Origin of the sequence: Rhodococcus sp. NKCM2511 (assembly GCF_014905595.1) — a bacterium.
Taxonomy (GTDB): domain Bacteria; phylum Actinomycetota; class Actinomycetes; order Mycobacteriales; family Mycobacteriaceae; genus Rhodococcoides; species Rhodococcoides fascians.
In genome coordinates this window covers 2,443,347-2,466,470 of the sequence record NZ_BNHJ02000001.1, presented here as the reverse complement: position 1 = coordinate 2,466,470, position 23,124 = coordinate 2,443,347, and the positions used below count along the sequence as shown (strand labels likewise).

Here is a 23,124-nt window from a genome sequence, read left to right as displayed (position 1 = left end):
GGCGACGAGAATCCGAACGCCGAGATCGCGGTGATGGTCGTCGACGATCACCCCATGTGGCGTGACGGCGTCGCCCGGGATCTCGAGGCCGCCGGATTTCGGGTGGTCGCCACCGCGGACGGAGTAGCCGCGGCCGGACGCCGCGCCCGAGCGACCACTCCCGACGTCGTCCTCATGGACATGCATCTGCCCGACGGGAACGGTGCCGATGCCACCGTCGCAGTGCTGGACGCGTCCCCGAAATCCACGATTCTGGTGCTTTCGGCGTCGGCGGAACGCAGCGACGTGCTCGACGCGATCAAGGCTGGTGCGACGGGTTACCTGGTCAAGAGCGCATCGGCGGAGGAGCTGTTCGACGCCGTCCGCGCCACCGCAGCCGGACAAGCGGTGTTCACCCCGGGTCTGGCCGGTTTGGTTCTCGGCGAATTCCGGCGGATGTCGTCGTCACCGGAGCCGGAGTCCGATACCCGCCCCACGTTGACCGAGCGCGAGACCGAGGTGCTCAGACTGGTCGCAAAAGGGCTCAGCGCCAAGCAGATTGCGACCCGTTTGACGCTCAGCCACCGGACGGTCGAGAACCACGTGCAGGCGACACTGCGAAAACTGCAGCTGGCCAACCGCGTCGAATTGACCCGGTACGCCATCGAAAAGGGTCTGTAGGGGTTTGCGACCCGGCCCGACGGGCACTCTTGACCCCATGACCGACAACGAAGCAGTGGACACGACAGTCGATCCGACCGAGCACACGAAGGGCGTCGACGCCGACCAGGATCAGACCGGTGACGAGCGCGCCGAGGCCATCGACGAATTCGACGGCCATCTGGACGGGTCGGGCGAGGAGTCCGAGCTTCCGACGCCCGAGCCGACCGAAGTGGCCGACAAGAGCGACGAGAAGACCGTCACCCGGTCCGAGTAGCCCCTACTGGGCACACAGCCTGCCGAGCGCGAACTTGGCGATCGGCAGGTAGGGCAGCACCAGCGGCAGCGGGCCGTCGATGGTGATCCACGCCCTGGTTCCACTGGGTCGTGAGACGACTCCGTGTGTCAGATCCACGCCGATGGCCCTGTTCTGGAACCACGCCGACCACGCCCACGTCCACGAGTGTTCGTCCACCGAGTGCACCTCGAAGTCGATCGGCACCCCCAACGGCCCCAGCACTCGGCCGGAGGTATCGGAGTCGAGGCGTTCACCGCGGTATTCGACGCCCATGATCTGCGGAGCCCAGGTCTTCCAGACCGTCGGGTCCATGTAACGCTCCCAGACCTCGGGTGCCGGGGCGTCGCCGGTGGATTGCAGTGTCACTCGCATAGCTCTCACCTACCCGCTGGTAGCCGTCTCCACACGGATATTCGCCGAACGTTCGGTCACCATCCACCACCGTGGCATCGGGTGGACGTCCGGCTGGAGAGACTGAGCAGGTGCGCATCGTTCAACTGGCGAACTTCTACGGGCCGCGGTCCGGCGGTTTGCGGACGGCCGTCGATCAGCTGGGATCGGGCTACGTGGCCGCTGGTCACGACGTCACGTTGATCGTGCCGGGTGCCCGGTGGAGTGAGACGACGCTGCAGTCGGGAGTGACGCGCGTCGAGGTGCCGGCGCCGAAAGTTCCGTTCACCGGCGGCTACCGTGTGGCCGATCCGCGACGAGTGGCCTCGATCGCGTCGGGTCTACGTCCGGACGTGATCGAAGTGTCGGACCGGCTGACCCTGCGCGGAATGGGCAGGTGGGCGTCGCGGCGCGACATCCGCAGCGTCATGATCTCCCACGAGCGCCTCGACCGGCTGCTGGCTCAGACGATGCCGATGCGATACGCCCGGCCCCTCGCCGACGCGGCCAACCGACGCACTGCCGAGTCGTACGACGCCGTCGTCTGCACCACCGAGTTCGCACAGCAGGAATTCGATCGAATCGGAACACCCAACGTCCATCGAGTCCCGCTCGGCGTCGATCTCGAGCTGTTCCATCCCCGACGACGCCGAGCCGGCGCGCGCTCGGCATGGCTGGGTAGCGCCGACCGGCTGCTGGTCCACTGCGGCCGACTGTCGGTGGAAAAGCATGTCGAGACCAGCATCGATTCGCTTGCCGCGCTCTGCGATTCGGGTATGCGGGCTCGGTTGGTCATCGCCGGCGACGGCCCCCGACGAGCGGGCCTCGAACGACGCGCCCGCGGGCTGCCTGTCGACTTCCTCGGCTTCGTCGACGGCAGGTCGGCCGTCGCCGAGCTGCTCGCCTCGGCAGACATCGCTCTCGCGCCGGGGCCGCACGAGACATTCGGCCTCGCGGCATTGGAATCGCTCGCCGCGGGCACGCCCGTCGTCGTCTCCGAAACCTCGGCACTGGCCCAGATCGTCACCCCGCAATGCGGTGGATCCTCGATCAACACCGCCGACGGCTTCGCAGCGGAAATCCAACGGCTGCTTCGACTTCCGGCCGACGGACGCCGGATCGCGGCGAGGGTACGCGCCGAAGAGTTCGGCTGGCCTGCATCGGTACACGGAATGTTGTCGGTTCTCCGGGGGCACGCCGCCTGAGAACTTCGCTACCCTGGGCCCATGGAGGCAAGGGATCTGCGAGTGTCCGATGCCGAACGCGAGCACGTCGGGCAGCTGCTGCAACGAGCAGTCGGCCAAGGCATGTTGTCGCTCGGTGAGTTCACCGAAAGAATGGACACCGCTCTGGCGTCGAAGACCCGGGGCGAACTGAACTCGGTACTCGCCGATCTACCGGGCATGCAGATCGCCGGCGAGCACCTCCCGTCGCCGAAACCCTTCGCCGATCCCACCCCACAACCGACGCCGCGCCGCGTCGTGCAGGAGCACTGGGGACACGGTGGCGGTACCCCGGACACGGTGCGCGGCAGCATGTCCACCATCACCCGCAAAGGCCCGTGGAACGTGCCGCGCCGATTGAACGTGGTGACGCGGCTGTCGTCGGTGACACTCGACTTCACGCAGGCCGTCATGGTCAGCCAGGTCGTCGACATCCACGTCGACGACTACTGCAGCTCGGTCACCGTGATCCTCCCGACCGAAGCCACCGCCGACGTCAACGGTGCCGAGGCCGTCGCAGGTACCGTCACCAACAAGGTGCGCACCGGCCCGCCGTACGGACCGCTGCACGTGGTGCTCACCGGGAAGGTCCGCTTCGGTTCCCTCACCGTCAAGCACCCCTTCGGTAGCTCGTTCCGTAAAATTTTCGGATAGTCGGGCTGGACTACTCGAGGGATCCGAGTAGCACTACTCAGGCTATCGAGCCGCGCGGCCCGCAGGATCTATCCCATGACTTCTTCCCAGAACTCCGGGCTGGACCCGCAACTCGTCGCGCGCCTGTCCAGCCGCTTCGATTCCCTGGGCGACCACATGCGTCAGGTGGCCGTCGACCTGCAAACATTGCAGTCGCAGCTCGGTACTGCACCCACTTCCGTGACCGTTTCGGCTCCCGCCAGGCCACAGCCGGTGCCGCGGTCGTATGTGCCGACCGTCCCTCCGCAGACGTTCTCGGCGCCCCAGATGCCTGCACCGCAGCAGCCCTATGCCGCGCGCGGCCCGGTGTCGGCACCTCCGGTCACGCCGCCTCCTGCGGTCGGCCGGTCCATGGCAGCCCCGCCGTTGCGAGGGCCGGTGGTCGCGCCGCGGCCACCCGCTCCGCCCCGTGAGCCGTGGTGGCAACGAGACGGCGTCATCAGTCGCCTGCTCGCCGTCGCAGGCGCGGGTGTCACGCTCGTCGGCGTCGTGATGCTGCTGGTTCTGGCCGCACAGGCCGGCTGGTTCGGGCCGCCCCTGCGCGTCGCCGCAGGCGGGGTGTTCTCCCTCGCCCTGATCGGTGCCGGTGTGCGGGTGTTCGGCCGGTCCGGAGGACGCGTCGGCGGAATTTCGCTGGCCGCCACAGGTATTGCGGGTCTGTACCTCGACGTTCTGGCAACGTCCGTCCTGTACGGCTGGCTCGATCCGGTGATCGGCCTGATCGCTGCATTCGGAATCGCCGCTGCGGGAACAGCTCTCGCAGTGCAGTGGAAGTCGCAGCCGATGGCGGTATTGATTCTCGCCGGAGTCGCGGCGTGTGGCCCCATCCTGACCGACGGTCCGACCCTGGCCCTGATCGCGTTCTTCATCGCCACGTACATTGCGAGCTTCCCGGCCCAGATCGGCCGTGATTGGCCGCTGCTGCAGATCGTCCGAACCCTTCCCCTCGTCGGCACGGTCCTGATAGCGCTGGTCGGCACCGACCTGTCCGAACCGACCGACTATCGACTGCTTCTCGTCGTCCTGCTGGTGGCTGCGTCCGGGATGAGCATGTCTCTGGAACTGCTGCGCCGCAACGTCTCCGACGTGGTGGCCACCGTCATGACGGCTCTGGCTGCGCTGCCGCTGTTGATCTCGGCGAGCGTGTTCGATCGGTGGACCACCGTGACCGTGCAGTTGGTTCTGGTGGCCGCGGCACTGGTGATCGTGTTGCTGGTGCACTGGCTACCGGCGCATGCCCGCATCACGGTCTCGATCATCGGTGCCGTGGCAATGCTGCAGGCCGCAGTCGAATCGACGACGGTCGACGTGCGTCCGGTAGTGCTGTTCGCGGTTGCCCTGGCGCTGTTCGCCGCGGCCCACCGCACCCGCTCGTCGTTGGCGTACCTGATCGGAAGCGCGTTCGGTGTGATCGGTGCGTTGACCTTCGTCTCGATCTCCCCGCCGGAGGCTCTCCTGGATTCCGATCACGCTGCCGGGAATGCGGGCATCGTTATCGGCGGAATACTGCTCGCTGCAACAGCATTCGCGTTCGCCTATGTCCTGACCGAACTGAAACTCATCGACGACGGAATGCAGACCCTGGCCATCGTCTCCGGAGTGCTCGCCCTGTACGGCCTCACCTCGGCCACCGTGAGCCTGGGAACCTCGATCGGCGGCAACACCACCGGATTCACCGCCGGGCACACCGCCGCCACGATCGAGTGGATGATCGCAGCATTCGCCCTGCTGGCCTTCGGGTTACGGAGTATTGCCCACGCTCACCTGGCACTGCTGGCCGGACTGTCTCTGACCGCCGCCTCCATCGCCAAACTGTTCCTGTTCGACCTCGTCGCCCTGGACGGCCTGTTCCGCGTCATCGCCTTCATCGCAGTCGGCTTGTTGCTGCTGATCGCGGGGACCCGATACGCCAAGGTATTCGCGGACCGAGAGGGAGCGGTCACCTCCTGACCCCCGCTGCCTCCTGATCCCCACTGCGTGAATGGACCACTGCACACGTCTCGACGGTGTGCAGTGGTCCATTCACGCGTTGCGGGGGAGGGGTGCCTCCCGGCTGTGACTACTCGCGTCAGCGTGAGCGGTTGCGCTCCCGAGCCAACAGTTCGCTGACACTGAGCACCTGGCCGTTGTCGCCGCCGCGATGGCGGCCACTGTCGCCGCCTTCGGTGGACGGAGCGGCACGACGACCGGACGGCTTCTCCTCGCGATGCGATTCCGAACTGGCCCCGACACCGTTGCCGTTGCTTTCGGTGTCATGTCGTTCCGAGGTGCGGTGGTCGGTACCACTGCTGACGGAACCACTGCTGTCCGAACCGTTGCGATCGATACCGTTTGCGTTCGAGCCACGGCGTTCGGACCCGTTGTCGGCGTTGCCATTTCGCCCGGAACCGTTGCGTCCGGCAGCAGTGCCGCCGTGGGTGCCCGTACTCGAGCCGTTGGTGCCGTGCTTGTCGGCCCCGTTCGTAGCAGCCCCGTTGGTAGCGGCTCCGTTGGTGGTCGAGCCGTTGGACGATGACCCGTTGGCACCGGTGCTGTGACCGTTCGAGCCGTGACCATTCGAGGCGTGGCTGTCAGAGCCGTGGGAGCCGTTGGTGGGCGACTCGCTTCGCGGAGTGCTCGGCCGTGGTGCCTGCGATGCGCTCGGGGCTCGCAGATCGGCCAGCCAACTTTCGATGGATCGCGAATCCGGTTCCTCGACCCGTCCCGCTCGCGTGCTGCGGGTGCGGCTCGGGGGTGCGCTCGGCGGTTGAGGCGACTGTGCTGGTGCCGGTGCGGGTGCGGCACTCGGGGGAGCGGGTCGAACGACGTCCGCTGCCTGAGTCGGTTCGGCTTCGACGTGCGGACGCGGCGGAATCTGCTGAGCCCGAGTCGGCCCGGATACGGGTGGGCGCGGTTCGGCAGGACGCGGCGGAGTGGGACGCGCCGCGGGTGCCTGCGGCGAGTAAGCCTGCGACGGGCGAGCCTGGGGCGAGTAGGCCTGCGACGAGTACGGCTGCACCGAATCGGGCTGGGGCTCGGCCTGCTTCGGGGGAGTGGTCGGTGCCGCGCGGGTCGGCTCGGGTGGCGTCGCCGGCCGGCCGGTCACGCTCCGACGCGATTCCTCCTTCGCGGCGTGCGTGGCACGGATCGGTCCGCCTCCGTGCGGTGCCACCACCGGGATGGGTTCGGTGAGGGGCTCACCGCGGCGCGGTGTCGGACGCATCGGGGGTGCCACGGTCGACGAGGGCGCGCCGCCCGCGAGGGCGAGTTCGGGCACGTCTCCGGTGGGCAGCAGCTCGTCTTCGAGGATGGTCTCGCCGAGGCCGAGCTTGCGCTGAATGCGCTTCATCCACTGCGGAGCCCACCAGCAGTCGTCGCCGAGCAGCTTCATCGTGGCGGGCACGAGGAACATGCGAATCAGCGTCGCGTCGATGATGAGAGCGGCGATCATGCCGTAGGCGATGTACTTCATCATCACCAGATCGGAGAACGCGAACGCGCCGGTGACGACGATGAGGATCAGTGCCGCCGCGGTGATGATGCGTCCGGTATGCGAGGTTCCGATGCGGATGGCTTCGCTTGTGCTGGCACCCTTTTCGCGTGCCTCGACCATTCTGGAAAGTAGGAACACCTCGTAGTCCGTGGACAGGCCGAACACAATCGAGATGATCAGCACCAGCACCGGAGCCATGATCGGCCCCGGGGTGAAGTTCATCAGCCCCGCCCCGTGACCTTCGATGAAGATCCACGTCAGGATGCCCATGGTGGCACCGAGGCCGAGGACGGTCATCAGCACCGCCTTGATCGGCAGCACCAGCGATCCGAACGTCAGGAACATCAGCATCGTCACGATGAACACCACCAGCACGGCCATCAGTGGCAACTTGTCGATGAGTGCGCTGATCGAGTCCTGCTCGATTGCCGGGGTACCTCCGATCATGACCGTCGCGCCGTCCGGCACGTCGATGCTGCGGAGGAAGTCGATGGCCGGTTTCGAGTCGTTGCGATCGGTCAACCCGGCCTTGAAGACGATGACGCCGTCCTTGCTGGCACCGACGGGGGTGAACTTCTCGATCAATCCGGGAGCGTTGTTCGCCTGCGTGGTGATCGCGCCGAGCGTCGGACCCTGCGCGCCCTCGATGACCATCTTGATGGGTTCGGTGCGCTGGCCGGGGAACAGGCTGTCGAACTCTCCCTGCGCGACGCGGGTGACGTTGTCCGGCGGTAGGTACGTCTCGTTGATGCCACCGAATTTGATGTTGCCGACGGGCAGCGTCAGAAGGACCAATCCGAGCACGATGGGCACGGTGACCTTGACGGGGTTGCGCATCACCCAGCGGGTGAGCTTGCCCCACATGCCGTTCTCGATCTCTTCGCTCGACTTGGTCTTGCGCATGAACTTCAGACCGAGGGCGTCGACGCGTGGGCCGAGGATGGCCAGCATCGCGGGCAGGATCGTAATGGCCGTCAGCGCTGCGAGCGCGACGGTGGCGATGGATCCGTATGCGACGGATTTCAGGAAGCCCTGCGGAAACAGCAGCAGGCCACCGAGGGAGGCGACGATCATCGTCGCGGAGAACACGACGGTGCGACCCGCCGTCATGACGGTGCGGCGCACGGCCTGTGGCGTCGTATGTCCGTCACCGAGTTCCTCGCGGAATCTCGAGACGATGAAGAGTCCGTAGTCGATGGCCAACCCGAGTCCGACGAGCGAGACCACGGGCGCGACGAACGAGTTGACCTCGGTGAAGTTGGTGAACACCTTGACGATGCCGTTGGCTCCGACGACCGTCAGACCGCCAATGATCAGCGGGAGTGCCGCGGCGACGACGCCGCCGAAGATGAAGAACAGCAGGACTGCGACGGCCGGAATCGCCAGCAGTTCCATGCGGTGGATGTCGCCGGCCATCGTCGACTGCAGTGCGCCGGCCACGGCCTGAAGCCCGGTCACCTGGACGTCGACGCCGTCGATGTAGAAGGCGTCCTTGACGGCCTGGAAATTGTTGGTCAGTTCGGTGTCGTCGGCACCCTTCATCGCGATGCTGGCGATGGCATGTTGCTTGTCGTTGGTCCCGAGAGCTGCGAGGTTGGGTGCGCCGGGCACCTTGAAGTAGGTGCCGTTGACCTTCTCGATCTGGTCGGGATGGTCGACGGGGAGCGATTCGAGGCTCGAGACGACCTTCGACTGGAATTCCGGATCGTCGATCGACGAACCTTCGGGCGCGGTGTAGAGGACGATGACGTCACCCTGCTTGTCGCGTCCGAACGTCGTGTCCGCCAGACGGGCAGCCTGGGCCGATTCCGAGGTCGGATCGTCCCAACCGCTCTGACTGAGATGGCTGTTGAGATCGAGACCGTAGGCAGCGAAGCCCAACAGCCCGGCCACCATGACACCGATAACGGTGTACCGCAGGCGGTAGACGATGTCTCCCCATCTGGCGAACACTTAAGAAACTCCTTGGCGCCCGACGAGCAGGGCGGACAGCGGTCGGAAGGGCTGCAGCCACGCGCCCTCGTCGGGGAGCGAATCGAGACTCACCCGAGGCAGTGGCTCACGGAAGACGCCGGGAATGTCCTCGAGGTCGAGGAATTCCAGGATGTCCGACGTGACAGCCCAGCTTGCGTGCTCCCGGAATCCCAGTACCTGAACGGGTACTCCGGTTGCTGCGATGGCCTCCAACGGCCCCTTGAACGCCTGACCGTCGGCGGACGCGACCATGACACCGGCGAGGCCGCCGTCACGGTTGCGGAAGTCGATGTGGTCGAGCATGTCGGCGTCGACATCACTGTCTTCGTCGACCTTGGGCTTGGCGAACACCGCGAAGCCCACGTTACGCAATGCTTCGACCCAGGGGCGGACGACGTCGGCGCTGCCGGGTGCAATGTTGGTGAACACCGTTGCCTCGGGCTCGAGCGTCGCGGTGCCCGAGGTGGACAGTTCGGCGGTGCGGCTGAGCAGCCATCGGCCCAGCGCATCGAATCGTGGGCGGTAGGCAGCGGTGGGCCGGCCACCCAGGATCGCGCCGAGACCCATGTCCAGGTTGGGTGCATCCCACACGAGCAGGACTCGCTTGCTGTGGCGGGACTCACCGATCGCCCCGAGCTCGGCGGGATCGATCACGGTGTCGGGCATGTCCGTACTGACGCTCATGCTGTCTTCTTTCCCCAGATCAATTCCGTCACCGAGCTGCCCACCTGCTGGGCCTTGCCCTCGAACTTGGTCACCGGCCGCTCGTGCGTCATGGGCGACTCCCAATCGAGAACGGTCAGGCCGGGCTCGGCGTTCCCGGCCTCGGCAATCCACTCAGCGTATTCGGCGTGATCGGTGGCCACGTGCAGAACGCCGCCCGGCTTCAGGCGATCCGCGATCATCGCGAACGTTGGGCCCTGCAGGAGACGACGCTTGTGGTGGCGCACCTTGGGCCACGGGTCCGGGAAGAAGACGCGAACGCCGGTCAAGGACTCCGAGGTCAGCATGTTCTCGAGGACGTCCATCGCGTCGCCGCGGAACAACCTGACGTTCTCGATGTTCTCCCGCTCGATCTGCTGCAGAGTCTGCGCGAGCCCGGGTCGGTAGACCTCAACGGCCATGAGGTTGACGTGCGGCTCGGCCATCGCCATCGCCGTGGTGGCCGTGCCCGTGCCCGACCCGATCTCGAGAATCGCCGGACCGCTCCGCCCGAACCAGGCGTCGATGTCGATCTGCTCGTCGGCGACATCGCGGCCGATGCGCGGCCACAGGTTGTCCCAGGTGCTCTGCTGAGCGTCGGTCAGCGCTCCGCGGCGGGAGCGGAAACTGGTCACTCTGGGGTACAGCCGCGAGCCTCGTTCCTGGGTCTGCACCGAGTTGTCTCCGGTGTCGGCAGAGGTGTCCTGTGGCTCGTTCACCGGTCCATTGTCGCGCATCGGCGGAGTGTGTGACAGGTGGGTCTCGAGTTGAAGTTGAGACTTACCGTTCCATCGCTGATCAGCGGTAGGACCGCGTCCTATAACTACAACGGTGTAATTCTCGACGGCCCGTCCGGAACGGCCGTCGTGTGCCAGAATCGGTGCCGCAGCAGGGGGCTGCGGGCCACATGGCCGATCGTGCTCGACGAGCCGATCGCACATCTCGATGTGGCCGTTCGGTGGGTCGTTTCCGGGGGGATCGATGATGGACGGTGCCGAGGCAGGTCTGGGTCGATTGCGTGTGCGCTCGGAAGAGGTGGACGCGGCCGGGGCCGGCGCAGGCCGGAAGGCTGTCGAGAATGCTGTCGAGCGGCGTCTGCGGCCGCTGGAGGTGCACGTTTCCGGCCGCGTCGGAGTCGGGAAGTCCGTGATCGTCTCGGTGCTCGATGCCGCGCGACTGCATACCGACGGGTTCGAGGTCCGGTTGCACGAGAGCGGATGGGCCGATATCCCGCGTGCAGCGAAGGTGCAGCAGAGCCGCACCGCATCCGATATCGACGTTCTCGTCCACGTGCTGGCCGGTGCCGTGTCCCCGGACGACATCACCTTCCTGTCCGCTCGACCCGGCGGACCGCCGGCACACACCGTGATCCTGCTGAACAAGGCCGACACTCTCGACGAACCCGCGGCGACAGCCGCAGCGGCATCCGAGCAACTGGGGCGACGAGTGCTGCCGGTGATGGGATCTGTTGCAGCGGGCCTGGGCGGCGCGGACCGAGGCTCCGCTGTGGACATGGCCGATGTGCGGGCCGTCGCGGCCGGTGCGCTGCGTACTGGGGATCTGATGACGGTCGATCGGTTTCGGAGTGCTGATATTCCGCTCTCGACGCCGCGCCGAGAGGCACTGCTGGACCGGGTGGAATTACGCGGTCTCGCCCTACTCGTCGATGCGCTCCGGCGGCGTAGCGAAGTGTCCGACGCGGATGTATTGCGTGAGCTGTGGGAGGCCACCGGGGTCGACGCCGTGACGACGGTCGTGTCCGATGCTGTCTCGGCTGCTGCGACGGCCCGCGACGACGACCTGCACGAACAACTGCTGCAGATATCCGCCCGTCACCGAGACGTTCGAGGTGCCGTCGAATCGTATCTGGCTTCGGACGAGGCGGTGGCTGCCGATATGCGCTGTGCTGCAGCGCGATTGGGGGTACCGATCGAGACGGGCTCGGAGCGGGCCCTGCTGGAGCAGGCATTGGTGTGGAAGCGGTGTGCCGCCACCTCGGAGGACGACGCCGTCCGGCGCTCCGCCCTGGCCCTGTGCCGCGGCTATGTGCGGATGCTCCGACCGTGACCGATCCGAACCGGTTCCCGCTGCCGGACGATCTGAAAGGCGTTCTGCGTCGACGGAACTCGGAATCCCTCGTACGCATCGACCGTGCACGCAGCAGCCGACCTGCAGGCATTCACGTCACCGGCACCGCAGCATCCGGCAAGACCGAGATATGCCATCTGCTCACCCGGCGCGACGGCGCGGAGATCGGGTTCGCCGACTCGGTCGAGGAGGCCGCGGTGGTCGTGATCGTCGTCGACGCGTCGGCTCCGGTCGGCCGTGCCGACGTCGAGCGCTGGCGTCCTGCCTTCGAGTCGACACCGGTTGTGTTGGTGGTCAACAAGATCGATGTGCATCGCCGGTGGCGCGAGGTGGTCGACGCCGATATCGAGATCGTCGCCGAGCGTGTTCCGCGTGCGGTGGAACACTCCGTTCATCCGGTCTCGGCACGGTTGGCACGAGCCGGTAGGGAGATTGGCGATGCTGCCGTGTTCGCGGAGTCGGGTTTCGGGGCGGTCGCCGACAGAATCGACGCGTTGCTGATGCAGGCCGCGGCGGTAGGGGCACAGCGCAAATACGTTGCTGCAGTGCAGGAATCTGCAGCAGAGGCGAAGGCCGCCATCGTGGCCGAAGCTCGCGCAGTGACCGGAGGTGGTGACACCGCCCCTCTGCGTGCCCGGCGGGCGCGGCTGCTCGATGAACGAGAACATCTCGGTGGTGACCGACGAGCATTGCTGCACAACCGTATTCAACGGGTTCGGGTCGACTGTATTCACGCTGCGGTCGAGGACGTTCGGATGCTCGGCGCGCAGGTACGGCAGACGATAGAGGGATCGCGGCGGGCCGAACTCGGCCATCTGCCCGGGCACCTCGCCGAGTCCGTACAGGCAGTTCGATCTCGCGCCGACGCTGCATTGTCCACCGGTCTCCGCGCCGTGGAAGTCGAACTCGGGCTCGCCGACACGGTGCCTGAATCCGGTACTGCATGCGGTGAGATCGACATCGGCGAACCGACCAGGCGACGCGGGATCGAGGACGTCCTGATGGTCGCACTGGGGGCCTCGGCAGGGGTGGGACTGGGTCGGCTCGTCGTTTCGCCCCTGGCTCTGATTCCTACCTTGGCCGTCGCCAACACGATCGTCTCACTGGCCATCGGTGCCGCGATCGCGTGGTGGTTGACCCGCTCACGCGCACTCGTCGCCGACCGTGCGCACCTTCGCGGCTGGACCCAGGAAAGTCTGGCTCGCGTGAAATCGGACGTGGAACAGCGGCTGCTCTCTCGCATTCTCGACGCCGAGTCCGCACTCGCGTCGGCGTTGACCTCGGCGGACCGGGAGGCGGCGGCACGTATCGATCTGTCGCTGGCCGAGATCGACGCCGAACTTCGCACGCTCGCCGATCACAGATCGGCGCTGCTCTCGGCCTGCGATCGGGATCTGGCTGCACTCGAGCGCGGGCTGGAGCGATTTCGCGGGTCCGGGCGCGACTCGGTCGCGCCGTCGAAGCCCGTCGAATTCTCTCCCGGCGATCCGGAACCGATCGGCGCGTCGATGCGTCGAAGCGGGTAGGTGCACGTCCGAACAGGTTCGCAGGCGGCGAACAGGCACCCGACAGTGAGGAGCGTCGATGATCGCGGTGGATGGCTTCGCAGTGGGCGGTTTCGAGACGAACGAGCCGGCCGAGGACGCGTCGGACGACGGTGGCGGATACGTCTCGACGGACTGGTTCGATCTCGACGGCGACGGTCGTCACGAGACTTCCGTTCGGACGACGGAGGCCGGAACGACGGTGGGAACGGATGTCGATGGAGATGGTGTGACAGACAAGTTCACCGCCTTCGACCGTGACGGGCACTACGAATCCTGGGAGATTTTTCGGGAAGCGAACGGTTTCGGGCAGGGCAGATCGTCCGAATCCGGCCGACTGTAGGCCATTCGGTCTGATTTACATCGGCGCTGGTGGATGGCTTCTTGCGTCGGTCTTTCCCTATCTGAATCGGTCTTGTGACCAATCGGACAACACCCTGTTTCTGGAATCACGTCGCTCGGCGTTAACCTGATGAACAGGACATCCGGCGCTCGGTCCTCAGCTTGCTGTATCCAGTAACATGGTGTACTGCAGCTCGAACGGCCGAGCAGCGCCCCGCCGAGAGGGGAAAACCGAGATCTACTCGTGCGTGCTTGCCCACAGCGATCGTGCGAATTCTTCCCGGTTCCGGCTAACCCCAGGAGAGTTAGATGACCTCAGCGACCATTCCCGGTTTGAGCGGCACCGACAGCGTGCCGACTCGACACAAAGAACTGCTTGCCTGGGTTGCTCAGGTAGCCGAACTGACCGAACCGGACTCCGTGGTGTTCGCTGACGGATCCGACGCCGAATGGGAGCGCCTGACCGACAAGCTGGTCGAGGCAGGAACCTTCACCCGTCTCAACGACGAGAAGAAGCCCAACTCGTTCCTCGGCAACTCCGATCCGTCGGACGTGGCCCGCGTCGAGTCGCGCACGTACATCTGTTCCAAGGAAGAGATCGACGCCGGTCCCACCAACAACTGGATGGACCCGTCGGAGATGCGGTCGTTGATGACCGAGCTGTACCGCGGTTGCATGCGCGGACGGACCATGTACGTCGTTCCGTTCTGCATGGGACCGTTGGACGCTGCCGATCCCAAGTTGGGCGTCGAGCTCACCGATTCGGAGTACGTCGTCATCTCCATGCGTGTGATGACCCGCATGGGTCAGGCCGCTCTGGACAAGATCGGCGACGACGGGTTCTACGTGAAGGCGCTGCACTCGCTCGGTGCTCCGCTGGCCGAGGGTCAGGCCGACGTGCCGTGGCCGTGCAACGACACCAAATACATCACCCACTTCCCCGAGGACCGCGAGATCTGGAGCTACGGATCCGGTTACGGCGGCAACGCGCTGCTGGGCAAGAAGTGCTACTCGCTGCGTATCGCGTCGGCCATGGCCCACGACGAGGGCTGGCTCGCCGAGCACATGCTGATCCTCAAGCTGATCTCCCCCGAGGACAAGGCGTACTACATCGCGGCGGCATTCCCGTCCGCGTGCGGTAAGACCAACCTCGCGATGATTCAGCCGACCATTCCGGGCTGGCGTGCCGAGACCATCGGTGACGACATCGCGTGGATGCGCTTCGGTGAGGACGGTCGTCTCTACGCCGTCAACCCGGAGTTCGGTTTCTTCGGTGTCGCTCCGGGCACCAACTGGGATTCCAACCCGAACGCGATGAAGACCATCGATCAGGGCAACTCGGTGTTCACCAACGTCGGCCTGACCGACGACGGCGACGTGTGGTGGGAAGGCCTCGAAGGCAAGCCCGATCACCTGATCGACTGGAAGGGCAACGACTGGACGCCCGAGTCCGGAACCGATGCCGCACATCCGAACTCGCGGTACTGCGTGCCGATGGCTCAGTGCCCGTCGATGGCTCCCGAGTGGGACGACCCGCAGGGTGTGCCGATCTCCGCAATCCTGTTCGGCGGACGACGCAAGACCACCGTTCCGTTGGTGACCGAGGCCCGCGACTGGCAGCACGGAGTGTTCATGGGAGCCACCGTCGGCTCCGAGCAGACCGCTGCCGCCGAGGGCACCGTCGGTACCGTCCGACGCGACCCGATGGCCATGCTGCCGTTCCTCGGCTACAACGTGGGCGACTACTTCCAGCACTGGATCGACCTCGGCAAGAACGCTGACGAGTCCAAGCTGCCGAAGGTGTTCTACGTCAACTGGTTCCGTCGCGGCGACGACAAGCGCTTCCTGTGGCCCGGATTCGGTGAGAACTCGCGCGTGCTCAAGTGGATCGTCGAGCGGATCGAGCACAAGGCCGCGGGCGTCGAGACCCCGATCGGTGTCGTCCCCACGGCCGAGGCACTCGACATCGACGGCCTCGACACCACCGTCGACGACGTCGCCGAGGCACTCGCGGTGAACACCGACGAGTGGAAGGCCGAGATCCCGCTGATCCAGGAGTGGTTCGACTTCGTCGGCGAGAAACTGCCCACCGGAATTCAGGACGAATTCGACGCCCTCAAGCAGCGTCTGGGCGCGTAGTATTCACGAGACAGAACGGGGCTCACCGAGGGGTGGGCCCCGTTCTGGCTTTCGAAGTATGCGAGATCAGGCAGTGAGAGCGGCCGCGCCGTGCAGGGTGCCGAGTCCGCTCAACGCAGCCGGCACCACCTGCAGGCCGTCGAGGAACTTCAGGCGCGCGTGCAAGGCGATCGACTCCCGGATCGGATCCCACAGCGGCGGGCCGGCCTGAGCGAAGCCGCCGCCGATCACCACCATCCGGACGTCCACCAGTGCGACCGCCGATGCGATGGCCTGACCGAGCGCCACTCCGGCGCGTTGCAATGCGGTGACGGCAAGCGGTTCGCCCGCGGCGGCATCCGTAGCCAGTTCGACACCGGTGTTCCCCGGCCAGCCCTGCTCCCGAGCCCACCGCACCGCCGAGGGGCCGCTGGAGACGGTCTCGACGCATCCGATCCCGCCGCACGCGCAGGGCGTCGTCGAACCGGGGACGACGATGTGGCCGATGTGCCCGGCATTGCCACTGGCTCCGGCGACGATCTTCCCGCCCAGCACCAGGCCCCCGCCGATGCCGGTGGACACCACGAGGCTGAGCACGTCCGGTATCCCGACAGCGGCACCGAATCGATGCTCACCCAATGCCGCTGCGCTGCCGTCCATGGCCAGAAGTACCTCGGCGCCGGGCAGCGCGGCGGAGATGTGCTCGCGCAGACCGAATCCGTTCTTCCACTCGTCGACATTGATCGGCGCGACCGACCCGGTGACGAGGTCGACCGGACCGGAACACGCGACCCCGACCCGCGTCACGTCGACGCTTCCGACGACCCGGTGCAGCAGTTCGGCACAGGCCTCCCACACGCCGGTGGCCGGTGTCGGAACTGTCTCCGGGTGCTGCGGACGTCCGTCGTCGCCGACGAGTGCCGCTGTCATCTTGGTGCCGCCGATGTCGAGCGCGAGTGCCGTCATCGATCCAGGTTATGCGGGAGTGGAGCCTGCGGAATGACCCATTGGGTATGCGTTCGGTTTCAGGACCAGGACGAGGTTGCTGCCGAGGAACTCGCGGAGTATCGGAACGCGCATCATCCACCATGCCCAGCGCGGGTGATAGCGCGGAAACGCGGCCAGTAGCGTTGCGTTGGGAGTGCTTCGCGCCCAACGCAATCCGTCTGCCGCGCTGATGTCGAACAGAGATTCGCCGAATCGGTTCTTGGGTTCGTGTCCGGTGGTGCGGGCGTAGCGTCGGGCCGCGTATTCACCGCCGAGGTAATGCCACGGCCGGGTCTCGTGGCCGCCGAACGGGCCGAACCAGATGGTGTACGAGAGCACCGTGAGGCCGCCGGGTTTGGTGACACGCAACATTTCCTCGGCCATGGTCCACGGCTCGCGGACGTGCTCGGCGACGTTCGACGAGAAGCAGATGTCGACGCTGTCGTCGCGGAAGGGTAACGCCATGCCGGAGCCGCGCACCGAACCGGGGATCTGCAGTCCGGCGGCGTGCATTTCCGAGGCGTCGGGTTCGACGGGCAGATAGCGCGCGCAACTCGCGCCGAAGACGTCGGCGAAGTATCCCGGTCCGCCGCCGACGTCGAGCACCGTGGCCGCCGACATGTCGGTGCCGGTCAGGCCGCGGTAGAGGTCTCCGATCAGTTCGACCGAATCACGGGCCAGGGCACCGTAGAAGATGTCCGGAGAACTCTGCTCGTGCCCGAAGTCCTTCAGGAGTTTCACCGAGCGACGCAGTGTCGCGCGAGAGGCGAACAGTCGTGTCACGGCGGAAGTCACGAAAACGAACCCTAGCGGTTAGTGTGGCAGCGGTATTCGACGACGGTCGAGAAGCGAGCACGGTGGATGGGGTGAAGCGAGCGGTGCGCGAGGTTCTGTTGCTGTGCTGGCGCGATACCGGGCATCCGCAGGGCGGCGGCAGCGAGCGCTACCTCGAGCAAGTAGGCGCGGGCCTGGCTCGACGCGGTGTCCGTGTCACGCTGCGGACGGCGTCCTATCCCGGTGCTCCGGCCGAGGAGATCGTCGACGGCATCCGGATCAGTCGGGGTGGTGGTCGCCTGTCGGTGTATCCCCGCGCTCTGGCCGCCATCGCCGCCGGTCGGCTCGGTTTCGGGCCTCTCAAGGGGATCTCCCCGGATGCCGTGATCGACACCCAGAACGGCATTCCGTTCTTCTCCCGCGCAGTACTCGGTGTGCCGGTGACACTGCTGGTGCATCACTGTCACCGCGAGCAGTGGCCGGTGGCGGGCCCGATGATGGCCAAGCTCGGCTGGTGGCTCGAGTCGACGATCTCACCGAAGGTGCACCGCCGCAATCAGTACCTGACGGTGTCGTTGCCTTCTGCAGACGAGCTGATCGCTCTCGGTGTCGACCGGGAGCGCATCGCCGTGGTCCGCAACGGTGCCGACGACATCCCACTGTCTGTACCGGAAGGCGGCGAGGACACCCGCACGCCCCACCCGTCCTTGTCCGTGCTGTCGAGGCTGGTTCCGCACAAGCAGATCGAGGACGCGATCGACGTCGTGGCTGCACTGCGCGGCAGCATTCCCGACATCCATCTCGACGTCATCGGCGGCGGGTGGTGGGAACGGAATCTTCGCGAGTACGTCACGAGCCTGGGCGTCGATCGATACGTCACCTTCCACGGTCACGTCGACGAGGAGCGCAAGCATGCACTGCTCGGTCGGTCGTGGGTGCATGTGATGCCCTCCCGAAAGGAGGGCTGGGGCCTCGCCGTCGTCGAAGCTGCCCAGCACGGTGTTCCCACGGTGGGCTATCGCAGCTCCAAGGGACTCACCGATTCGATCATCGACGGCGTCACCGGTGTTCTCGTGGGTGGTTCGACATCCGGAGCCGAGGACCGCGATGTGTCCGCGCTGACCGGTGCCGTTGCCGAACTGCTGCAGGACGCAGAGGCCCGCACCCGCCTCGGTGAGAAGGCACGAGTCCGCGCGGGTGAGTTCTCCTGGGGCCAGTGCGCCGACGGCGTGTTCTCGGTGCTCGACGGGACGACGCGCGGCACCTGGTCGTCAGGCCTGGTGGGGGCGGCCGGCGCGCACACGCCTGCCGAATCGGCTCAGGAGTCCTACCGCTAGTCCGCCGAGCAACAGCAGTGCCCACGCCAGATGTGCGAGCACAACGGTTGTCGCCGAACGACGTTCGAGCATCGCCGGATCCGGCACCCGATAGAGGCTCAGTTCCTCGTCGGAGTACACGGCGTCGAGTCGGTCCAACGTCTGCTGCGCATTGCCGAGCTCGCCCGGAGTCGTGTTCTCCACCAGTACCCAGCCGACACCCAGGGCCGCGAGAGTGTCCGCGGAGTCGCCTGCGAGCAGAGCGTTCTGCACGTCCGTCGCCCGTTTCCCTTCCCCGCGGACCGTGCCGCCTGCGACGAGGAGCTCACCGGTCTGCAGTACGTCGACCGGCAGCATGCGGGGTGCGGGATCGAGAACGGGTGCTGAGCCGCTGTAGGGAAAGCGGCGAAACATTCCGGCGGGAAGGACGGCCACGTCGCCGTCCTGGTCGGCGAGTTCCGCCGAGACGGCCCGCCACGACTGCGGGTACGTCACAGGCTTCAGTGCGCTGCCGACGCCCCAGCCGAGGTCGGGGAGCGCAACGAGCAACGCCAGCACGGCCACGCCCCCCGGCAGCCATGCATTGCCGGATCGGGTGCGCCGGGACGCCAACCAGCTGACACCGGCCGCAGCGGCGAGAGCGTACATCGGCATGGCCAGCGCGACCCACTTCTGCGAATCGCGGAGCAGACCGGCCCCGGGGACGGTGTCGCCCAGTACACGAGCCGCCGCCAACCCCGGTCCGGTTGCTGCCAGCGCAGGAAGCACGATGGCAGCGAGCGCAACGACACCCAGGCCCACGATCACCGGATTGCGTCGACGCCGATACAGCGGCCGTATCCCGAGAGCGACGACGGTCAGCAACAGGACCGTCCCCACGACAGCGAAAAGTCCTGTCCGAGAACCGGGTACGGCATCGGAGTTCCAGATGCCGCCGAGACCGGCCAGACTACCCACCGTGCCCAGACCCGGTTCGGCGCGTGCTGCGAACGCGGCCCAACCCGCCGGATCCGCCGGTTCGACGCCACCGCCCGACACCATCGTCGCCGCCAGCCACGGCATCGACGCGCCGGCTGCGATCGCGAGGGTGGCGACCACGCGCAGGCCGCGTCGGGCACCCCCGGGGAGGGCGACGACGAGTAGCGCGACGGTTGCCGCCAGCAACGCACCGGTGGGAGTGAACCCGGCCGCGGCCAGGCAGACGGCGAGGGCCCACCAGGAGCGACCGGACCTGACCGCGAGTGCGGCGACCACCGTCCACGGGAGGGCGGCGTAGCCGACGAGCAGACTCCAATGTCCCTGCAGCAGGCGTTCGGCGACGTAGGGGTTCCACACGGCCACCGTCGACGCGACGAGCAGGGCAGGCAGTGGCGCGGTGGGCAGCATCCTCTGCGCCATCACCGCCGCGCCCCAGCCGGCCATCCACAACGCCAGCAGCAGAACGGCCTTGACCACAAGGCCACCGTCGAACACCGTGGTCAGGGCCGCGATCGCGGCATCCTGCGGCACTGCCCGCGCGGCCGCGTCGGCGATTCCCCAGGCGGAGTCGGTGAAGTAGGAACGGGGGGTGCTGACGGCGTCGCGAAGCAGGAGATACCCAGGGCCGAGCAGTGGCCCGAGAACGACGAGCGAGAGCAGCAGGCTGTAGAGCGGCGGCGTCCACCTCGACCTCGACCACGCCATGATCGGCACCCTATACCGTGGACGCATGTCGTTTCGCGCCTCGTCCGAGGCAGACCACCCGGCGGGTGCGTCCGTCGCCGGGATGGGGATGGTGACGGCCGGCTCGATGTTCGCCAATGTCGTGGCGTATCTGCTGCAGGTGCTCGCGAGTCGCATGCTCGGTGTCGAGGGTTACGGCGAGTTCGCGAGTCTTCTTGCGGTGCAATTGGTTCTGGCGGTCCCGGCGTTGGCGTTGCAGTCCGTCGTCGCGCGCGAGGTGGTGCGCGGCCGCAGTTCTCGCGAGCTGCGCGGTGTCGGCTACCGCTGTGCGGCGGTCGTGGGTGTGCTGGCTCTCGCTGTGTCCCCGGCGTTGTCGGCGGCCATGGACGTCTCCGCAGCGGCGACGGTGTCGGCCGTGATCGCTGCGCCGGTGCTGGTGTTGTTGGCCGCGGAGCAAGGGCTGCTGCAAGGACGCGGCCGGTTCGGCGCACTGAGCGTGGTGTTGGCGGCGGCCGGTTTCGGCAAGGTGGCGCCGGCGGTGGTCGTGTTGCTGCTCGGCGGCGGCCCGGGTTCGGTGCTACTGGCCACGGCGGCCGGTATCGGCGTGGTGGCCGTCGGCGCGCGGTCGGCCGCCGGAGCGCCGGTGAACGCGGTGTCGGAAACCAGGGTGACCGTTCTGACGGTGCTGCAGGCCTCGCAGGTGCAGTTGGTGCTGATCGCGATGTCCGCATTGGATCTGGTGCTGGCTCGGTCGTTGCTCAGCAGTACCGAGGCCGGGCTGTACGCGGTCGGTGCCGTCGCGTCCAAAGCGGCGTTCTGGCTGCCGCAGGCGGTCGGAGTGGTGTTGTATCCGCGCATGGCGAACCCGCTGCACTCCGCTGCCGCAGTGCGATCGGCGCTGACCGTCGTCGCCGGACTCGGCACGGTACTGGTACTCGGGGGCGCGCTGGCGTCGCCGCTACTTCCTTTGGTTGTCGGTGGCACGTATTCCGGTGTGCAGCAATACGTGTGGCTCTTCGTGCTGCAGGGGGCGTGCCTGGCGGTACTGCAGAGTGCGCTGCTGTGGGCGATCGCGGGGGAGCGCACCCGCCTGGCCCTCGTCGCCTGGTTCGCCCTCGCGGCCGAGGTGCTGCTGTTGCTGTTCGTGGCCTCCACCCTGGCCCAGTTCGTCACCGTCGCAGCCGTTACCGCCGCGGTCACGATGGCCGTCGTGTGCGGCGTTGTCCTGTTCGGCGACAGAATCAGTCGCGCGCGGGCCGGATCTCGCCGATGATCTCGAAGTCGACAGCACCGGCCAACGCCAGATAGATCGGTTGCGAGACGTGGCCGTCGGACAGAAACAGGTGCCCACGGGCACCGGTGAACGACACCGAATCGGATACGGATTCGATGATGCGAACATCTGCTGTGCCTGCCCTGTTCACCAGCGCGCCCAGCAGTTTGATGCCCTCGTAGCACGACTGTCCCAGTGCGCCGACGATCGGCGCATCGACCCCGAATGAACGAGCGAAACGAGCCGAGAATCCCAAACTTGCTTCGGTGGCGAGGGTTTCGAAATAGCCGGACGCGACGTACAGCCCGTGGGTGTTCTCGCCGCCGGCCGCCAGCAACATGTTCTCGTCCATCAGTGGACTGAGACGGATGCAGTGCCCGTCCAGCCCGGCCCCGGCGAATTGCTGGTGGAAATGGACTGCGTCGTCGCCGATGAGGAGGACCACGGTCGCGTCGGCACCCGACCGCTCGATCGCGGTGACGGTCCTTGCGAAGTCGCTCGTGCCGACCGGTGCGAACTCCGCGTGCACCACCGATGCGCCCAGCCCACGGAGCCGAGTTGCCGTGATGGAAGCGCTCTTTCGGGGCCAGACGTAGTCGTTTCCGACGATTGCCCAGCGGCGTCGTCCGAATTCACGAACGAGGAACTCCAGCGCCGGCACCAGTTGGTTGGCAGGGGTCTCACCGGTGATGAACAGTCCCGGGTAGCGGTCGCCGCCCTCGTACATGGAGGTGTACACGTACGGAATCCGTCCGAGCGTCACCGGAATGACGGCTCGCCGTACCGCCGAGGTGTGCATCCCCGCCACCGCATCGAGGGCACCGGCATCGAGCAGCGTCGCGACCTCGTGGGCCACCGTCACCGGATCGCGGCCGCCGTCGATGGACATCAACTCGACGCGGCGGCCCAACACACCGGCCGAGGCGTTGAGTTCGTCCCTGGCCAGCTGGGCCGACAGCTCGCTCGACGGTCCGATGATGCCGAACGGTCCGGACATCGGAAAGATCAGGCCGACGCGAAACGTGTCGAACCGATCGCTGTTCATCGTGCCGTCCGTCCGCTCGGTGTCTCTTCGCGGTTCGCTTCACCATAGAATCGCTGAGAGAGACTGTAGCGCCGACGCAGGAACCGAGCAGGGGGACGATCACGTGGATCACCAGGATGCTGCGTCGGCAGCGCGTTTGCTCACCGTGGTCGAGCGGGCCGTGTCGGATCGATTGCGCGCCACCCTCGTGCCGTGGGAATTGGACCTCGAAGAATGGCGAGTGCTGTCGCTGTTGTCCGACGGTGAGGGACACACGATGGCCGAGACGGCGGAGTTCGCATTGCTCTCGCCGCCGACGTTGACCAAGGCGGTCAACCGGCTGGTCTCCAACAATCTGGTGCACCGCCGTACCGGCACCGTCGATCGTCGGCAGGTGCTGATCCGCTTGACGGCCCGTGGGAAAGCGAAGCACGACGCGGCCGCCCCGATGATGAACGACGCCGCGGCGATGGTCTTCCCGTCGGAGTCGGATCGTGAGCTGTTGCAGTCTCTGCTCCGGGCCCTCGAGACCAACGCGAAGACGGCCTCGATCACCCACTGACCTTTCTCGGCGTCCGGTCTCGGACGCGGTCTCCGCCGTAACC

Annotated in this window: 20 protein-coding genes; 12 read left to right on the top strand and 8 right to left on the bottom strand. The window is 66.7% G+C overall.

Features of this window, described 5'->3' with window-relative positions; translation table 11 throughout:
• Positions 1-33: 33 nt before the first annotated feature.
• Complete coding sequence (locus JLZ96_RS11345; RefSeq protein WP_027495360.1) at positions 34-660, top strand: response regulator transcription factor; 627 nt, start codon at positions 34-36, stop codon at positions 658-660.
• A 37-nt stretch (positions 661-697) separates the two neighbouring features.
• Positions 698-916, top strand: a complete 219-nt coding sequence (locus tag JLZ96_RS11340) for a hypothetical protein (protein ID WP_027495361.1) — start codon at positions 698-700, stop codon at positions 914-916.
• A gap of 3 nt (positions 917-919) precedes the next feature.
• Here the strand turns inward: JLZ96_RS11340 and JLZ96_RS11335 are convergent, their stop codons facing one another.
• A complete protein-coding gene (locus JLZ96_RS11335) occupies positions 920-1,309 on the bottom strand; it encodes a hypothetical protein (protein WP_027495362.1) in 390 nt (129 codons plus the stop codon).
• A 110-nt stretch (positions 1,310-1,419) separates the two neighbouring features.
• Here JLZ96_RS11335 and JLZ96_RS11330 point away from each other — a divergent pair, with 110 nt between their 5' ends.
• The 3 genes from JLZ96_RS11330 to JLZ96_RS11320 all read left to right on the top strand — a co-directional run bounded on the left by JLZ96_RS11330 (position 1,420) and on the right by JLZ96_RS11320 (position 5,193).
• Positions 1,420-2,532: a glycosyltransferase gene (locus tag JLZ96_RS11330; protein WP_027495363.1), complete on the top strand. Its 1,113-nt coding sequence runs from the start codon at positions 1,420-1,422 to the stop codon at positions 2,530-2,532.
• 21 nt (positions 2,533-2,553) lie between these two features.
• A complete protein-coding gene (locus tag JLZ96_RS11325) occupies positions 2,554-3,204 on the top strand; it encodes a DUF1707 domain-containing protein (protein WP_032367103.1) in 651 nt (216 codons plus the stop codon).
• Positions 3,205-3,279: 75 nt separating this feature from the next.
• Positions 3,280-5,193, top strand: a complete 1,914-nt coding sequence (locus tag JLZ96_RS11320) for a DUF2339 domain-containing protein (protein ID WP_201010129.1) — start codon at positions 3,280-3,282, stop codon at positions 5,191-5,193.
• Positions 5,194-5,311: 118 nt separating this feature from the next.
• Here the strand turns inward: JLZ96_RS11320 and JLZ96_RS11315 are convergent, their stop codons facing one another.
• Genes JLZ96_RS11315 through trmB form a run of 3 tightly spaced genes read right to left on the bottom strand, consistent with a single transcriptional unit; the run spans position 5,312 to position 10,146 of the window.
• Positions 5,312-8,668: an MMPL family transporter gene (locus tag JLZ96_RS11315; protein ID WP_201010128.1), complete on the bottom strand. Its 3,357-nt coding sequence runs from the start codon at positions 8,666-8,668 to the stop codon at positions 5,312-5,314.
• Positions 8,669-9,355: an NYN domain-containing protein gene (locus JLZ96_RS11310; protein ID WP_228139387.1), complete on the bottom strand. Its 687-nt coding sequence runs from the start codon at positions 9,353-9,355 to the stop codon at positions 8,669-8,671. It abuts the gene before it with no gap.
• Positions 9,356-9,369: 14 nt separating this feature from the next.
• Positions 9,370-10,146, bottom strand: coding sequence for a tRNA (guanosine(46)-N7)-methyltransferase TrmB (trmB, locus tag JLZ96_RS11305; RefSeq protein ID WP_370878763.1), 777 nt, complete (start codon positions 10,144-10,146; stop codon positions 9,370-9,372).
• 226 nt (positions 10,147-10,372) lie between these two features.
• Here trmB and JLZ96_RS11300 point away from each other — a divergent pair, with 226 nt between their 5' ends.
• From JLZ96_RS11300 to JLZ96_RS11285, 4 genes are all read left to right on the top strand, one after another.
• On the top strand, positions 10,373-11,458 hold the full coding sequence (locus JLZ96_RS11300) for a hypothetical protein (protein ID WP_201010127.1): 1,086 nt from the start codon (positions 10,373-10,375) through the stop codon (positions 11,456-11,458).
• Positions 11,455-13,005 (top strand): hypothetical protein, encoded by a 1,551-nt coding sequence (locus JLZ96_RS11295; RefSeq protein WP_201010126.1) that lies wholly within the window; start codon positions 11,455-11,457, stop codon positions 13,003-13,005. Before JLZ96_RS11300 ends, JLZ96_RS11295 begins: the two co-directional genes overlap by 4 nt.
• Positions 13,006-13,063: 58 nt before the next feature.
• Complete coding sequence (locus JLZ96_RS11290; RefSeq protein WP_032369497.1) at positions 13,064-13,366, top strand: DUF6802 family protein; 303 nt, start codon at positions 13,064-13,066, stop codon at positions 13,364-13,366.
• A 308-nt stretch (positions 13,367-13,674) separates the two neighbouring features.
• On the top strand, positions 13,675-15,504 hold the full coding sequence (locus tag JLZ96_RS11285; protein WP_032392102.1) for a phosphoenolpyruvate carboxykinase (GTP): 1,830 nt from the start codon (positions 13,675-13,677) through the stop codon (positions 15,502-15,504).
• A gap of 66 nt (positions 15,505-15,570) precedes the next feature.
• On the opposite strand, the gene JLZ96_RS11280 is transcribed toward JLZ96_RS11285, so the two are convergent.
• A complete protein-coding gene (locus tag JLZ96_RS11280) occupies positions 15,571-16,449 on the bottom strand; it encodes an ROK family protein (RefSeq protein ID WP_201010125.1) in 879 nt (292 codons plus the stop codon).
• A 9-nt stretch (positions 16,450-16,458) separates the two neighbouring features.
• The gene (locus JLZ96_RS11275) at positions 16,459-17,265 is read right to left on the bottom strand and encodes a class I SAM-dependent methyltransferase (protein ID WP_230591706.1); all 807 of its coding nucleotides are present in this window, start codon (positions 17,263-17,265) and stop codon (positions 16,459-16,461) included.
• A gap of 83 nt (positions 17,266-17,348) precedes the next feature.
• Between JLZ96_RS11275 and JLZ96_RS11270 the strand changes: the two genes are divergently transcribed.
• Complete coding sequence (locus tag JLZ96_RS11270) at positions 17,349-18,581, top strand: glycosyltransferase family 4 protein (protein WP_201010710.1); 1,233 nt, start codon at positions 17,349-17,351, stop codon at positions 18,579-18,581.
• Here the strand turns inward: JLZ96_RS11270 and JLZ96_RS11265 are convergent.
• The gene (locus tag JLZ96_RS11265; RefSeq protein WP_201010124.1) at positions 18,516-20,243 is read right to left on the bottom strand and encodes a hypothetical protein; all 1,728 of its coding nucleotides are present in this window, start codon (positions 20,241-20,243) and stop codon (positions 18,516-18,518) included. The genes JLZ96_RS11270 and JLZ96_RS11265 overlap by 66 nt on opposite strands.
• Positions 20,244-20,268: 25 nt before the next feature.
• Here JLZ96_RS11265 and JLZ96_RS11260 point away from each other — a divergent pair, with 25 nt between their 5' ends.
• On the top strand, positions 20,269-21,495 hold the full coding sequence (locus JLZ96_RS11260; RefSeq protein ID WP_201010123.1) for a polysaccharide biosynthesis protein: 1,227 nt from the start codon (positions 20,269-20,271) through the stop codon (positions 21,493-21,495).
• On the opposite strand, the gene JLZ96_RS11255 is transcribed toward JLZ96_RS11260, so the two are convergent.
• Positions 21,464-22,540, bottom strand: coding sequence for a substrate-binding domain-containing protein (locus JLZ96_RS11255; protein WP_032406056.1), 1,077 nt, complete (start codon positions 22,538-22,540; stop codon positions 21,464-21,466). The two genes, JLZ96_RS11260 and JLZ96_RS11255, sit on opposite strands and share 32 nt — an antisense overlap.
• Before the next feature lie 103 nt (positions 22,541-22,643).
• Between JLZ96_RS11255 and JLZ96_RS11250 the strand changes: the two genes are divergently transcribed.
• Positions 22,644-23,081, top strand: coding sequence for a MarR family winged helix-turn-helix transcriptional regulator (locus tag JLZ96_RS11250; protein ID WP_032367431.1), 438 nt, complete (start codon positions 22,644-22,646; stop codon positions 23,079-23,081).
• Positions 23,082-23,124 lie beyond the last annotated feature (43 nt).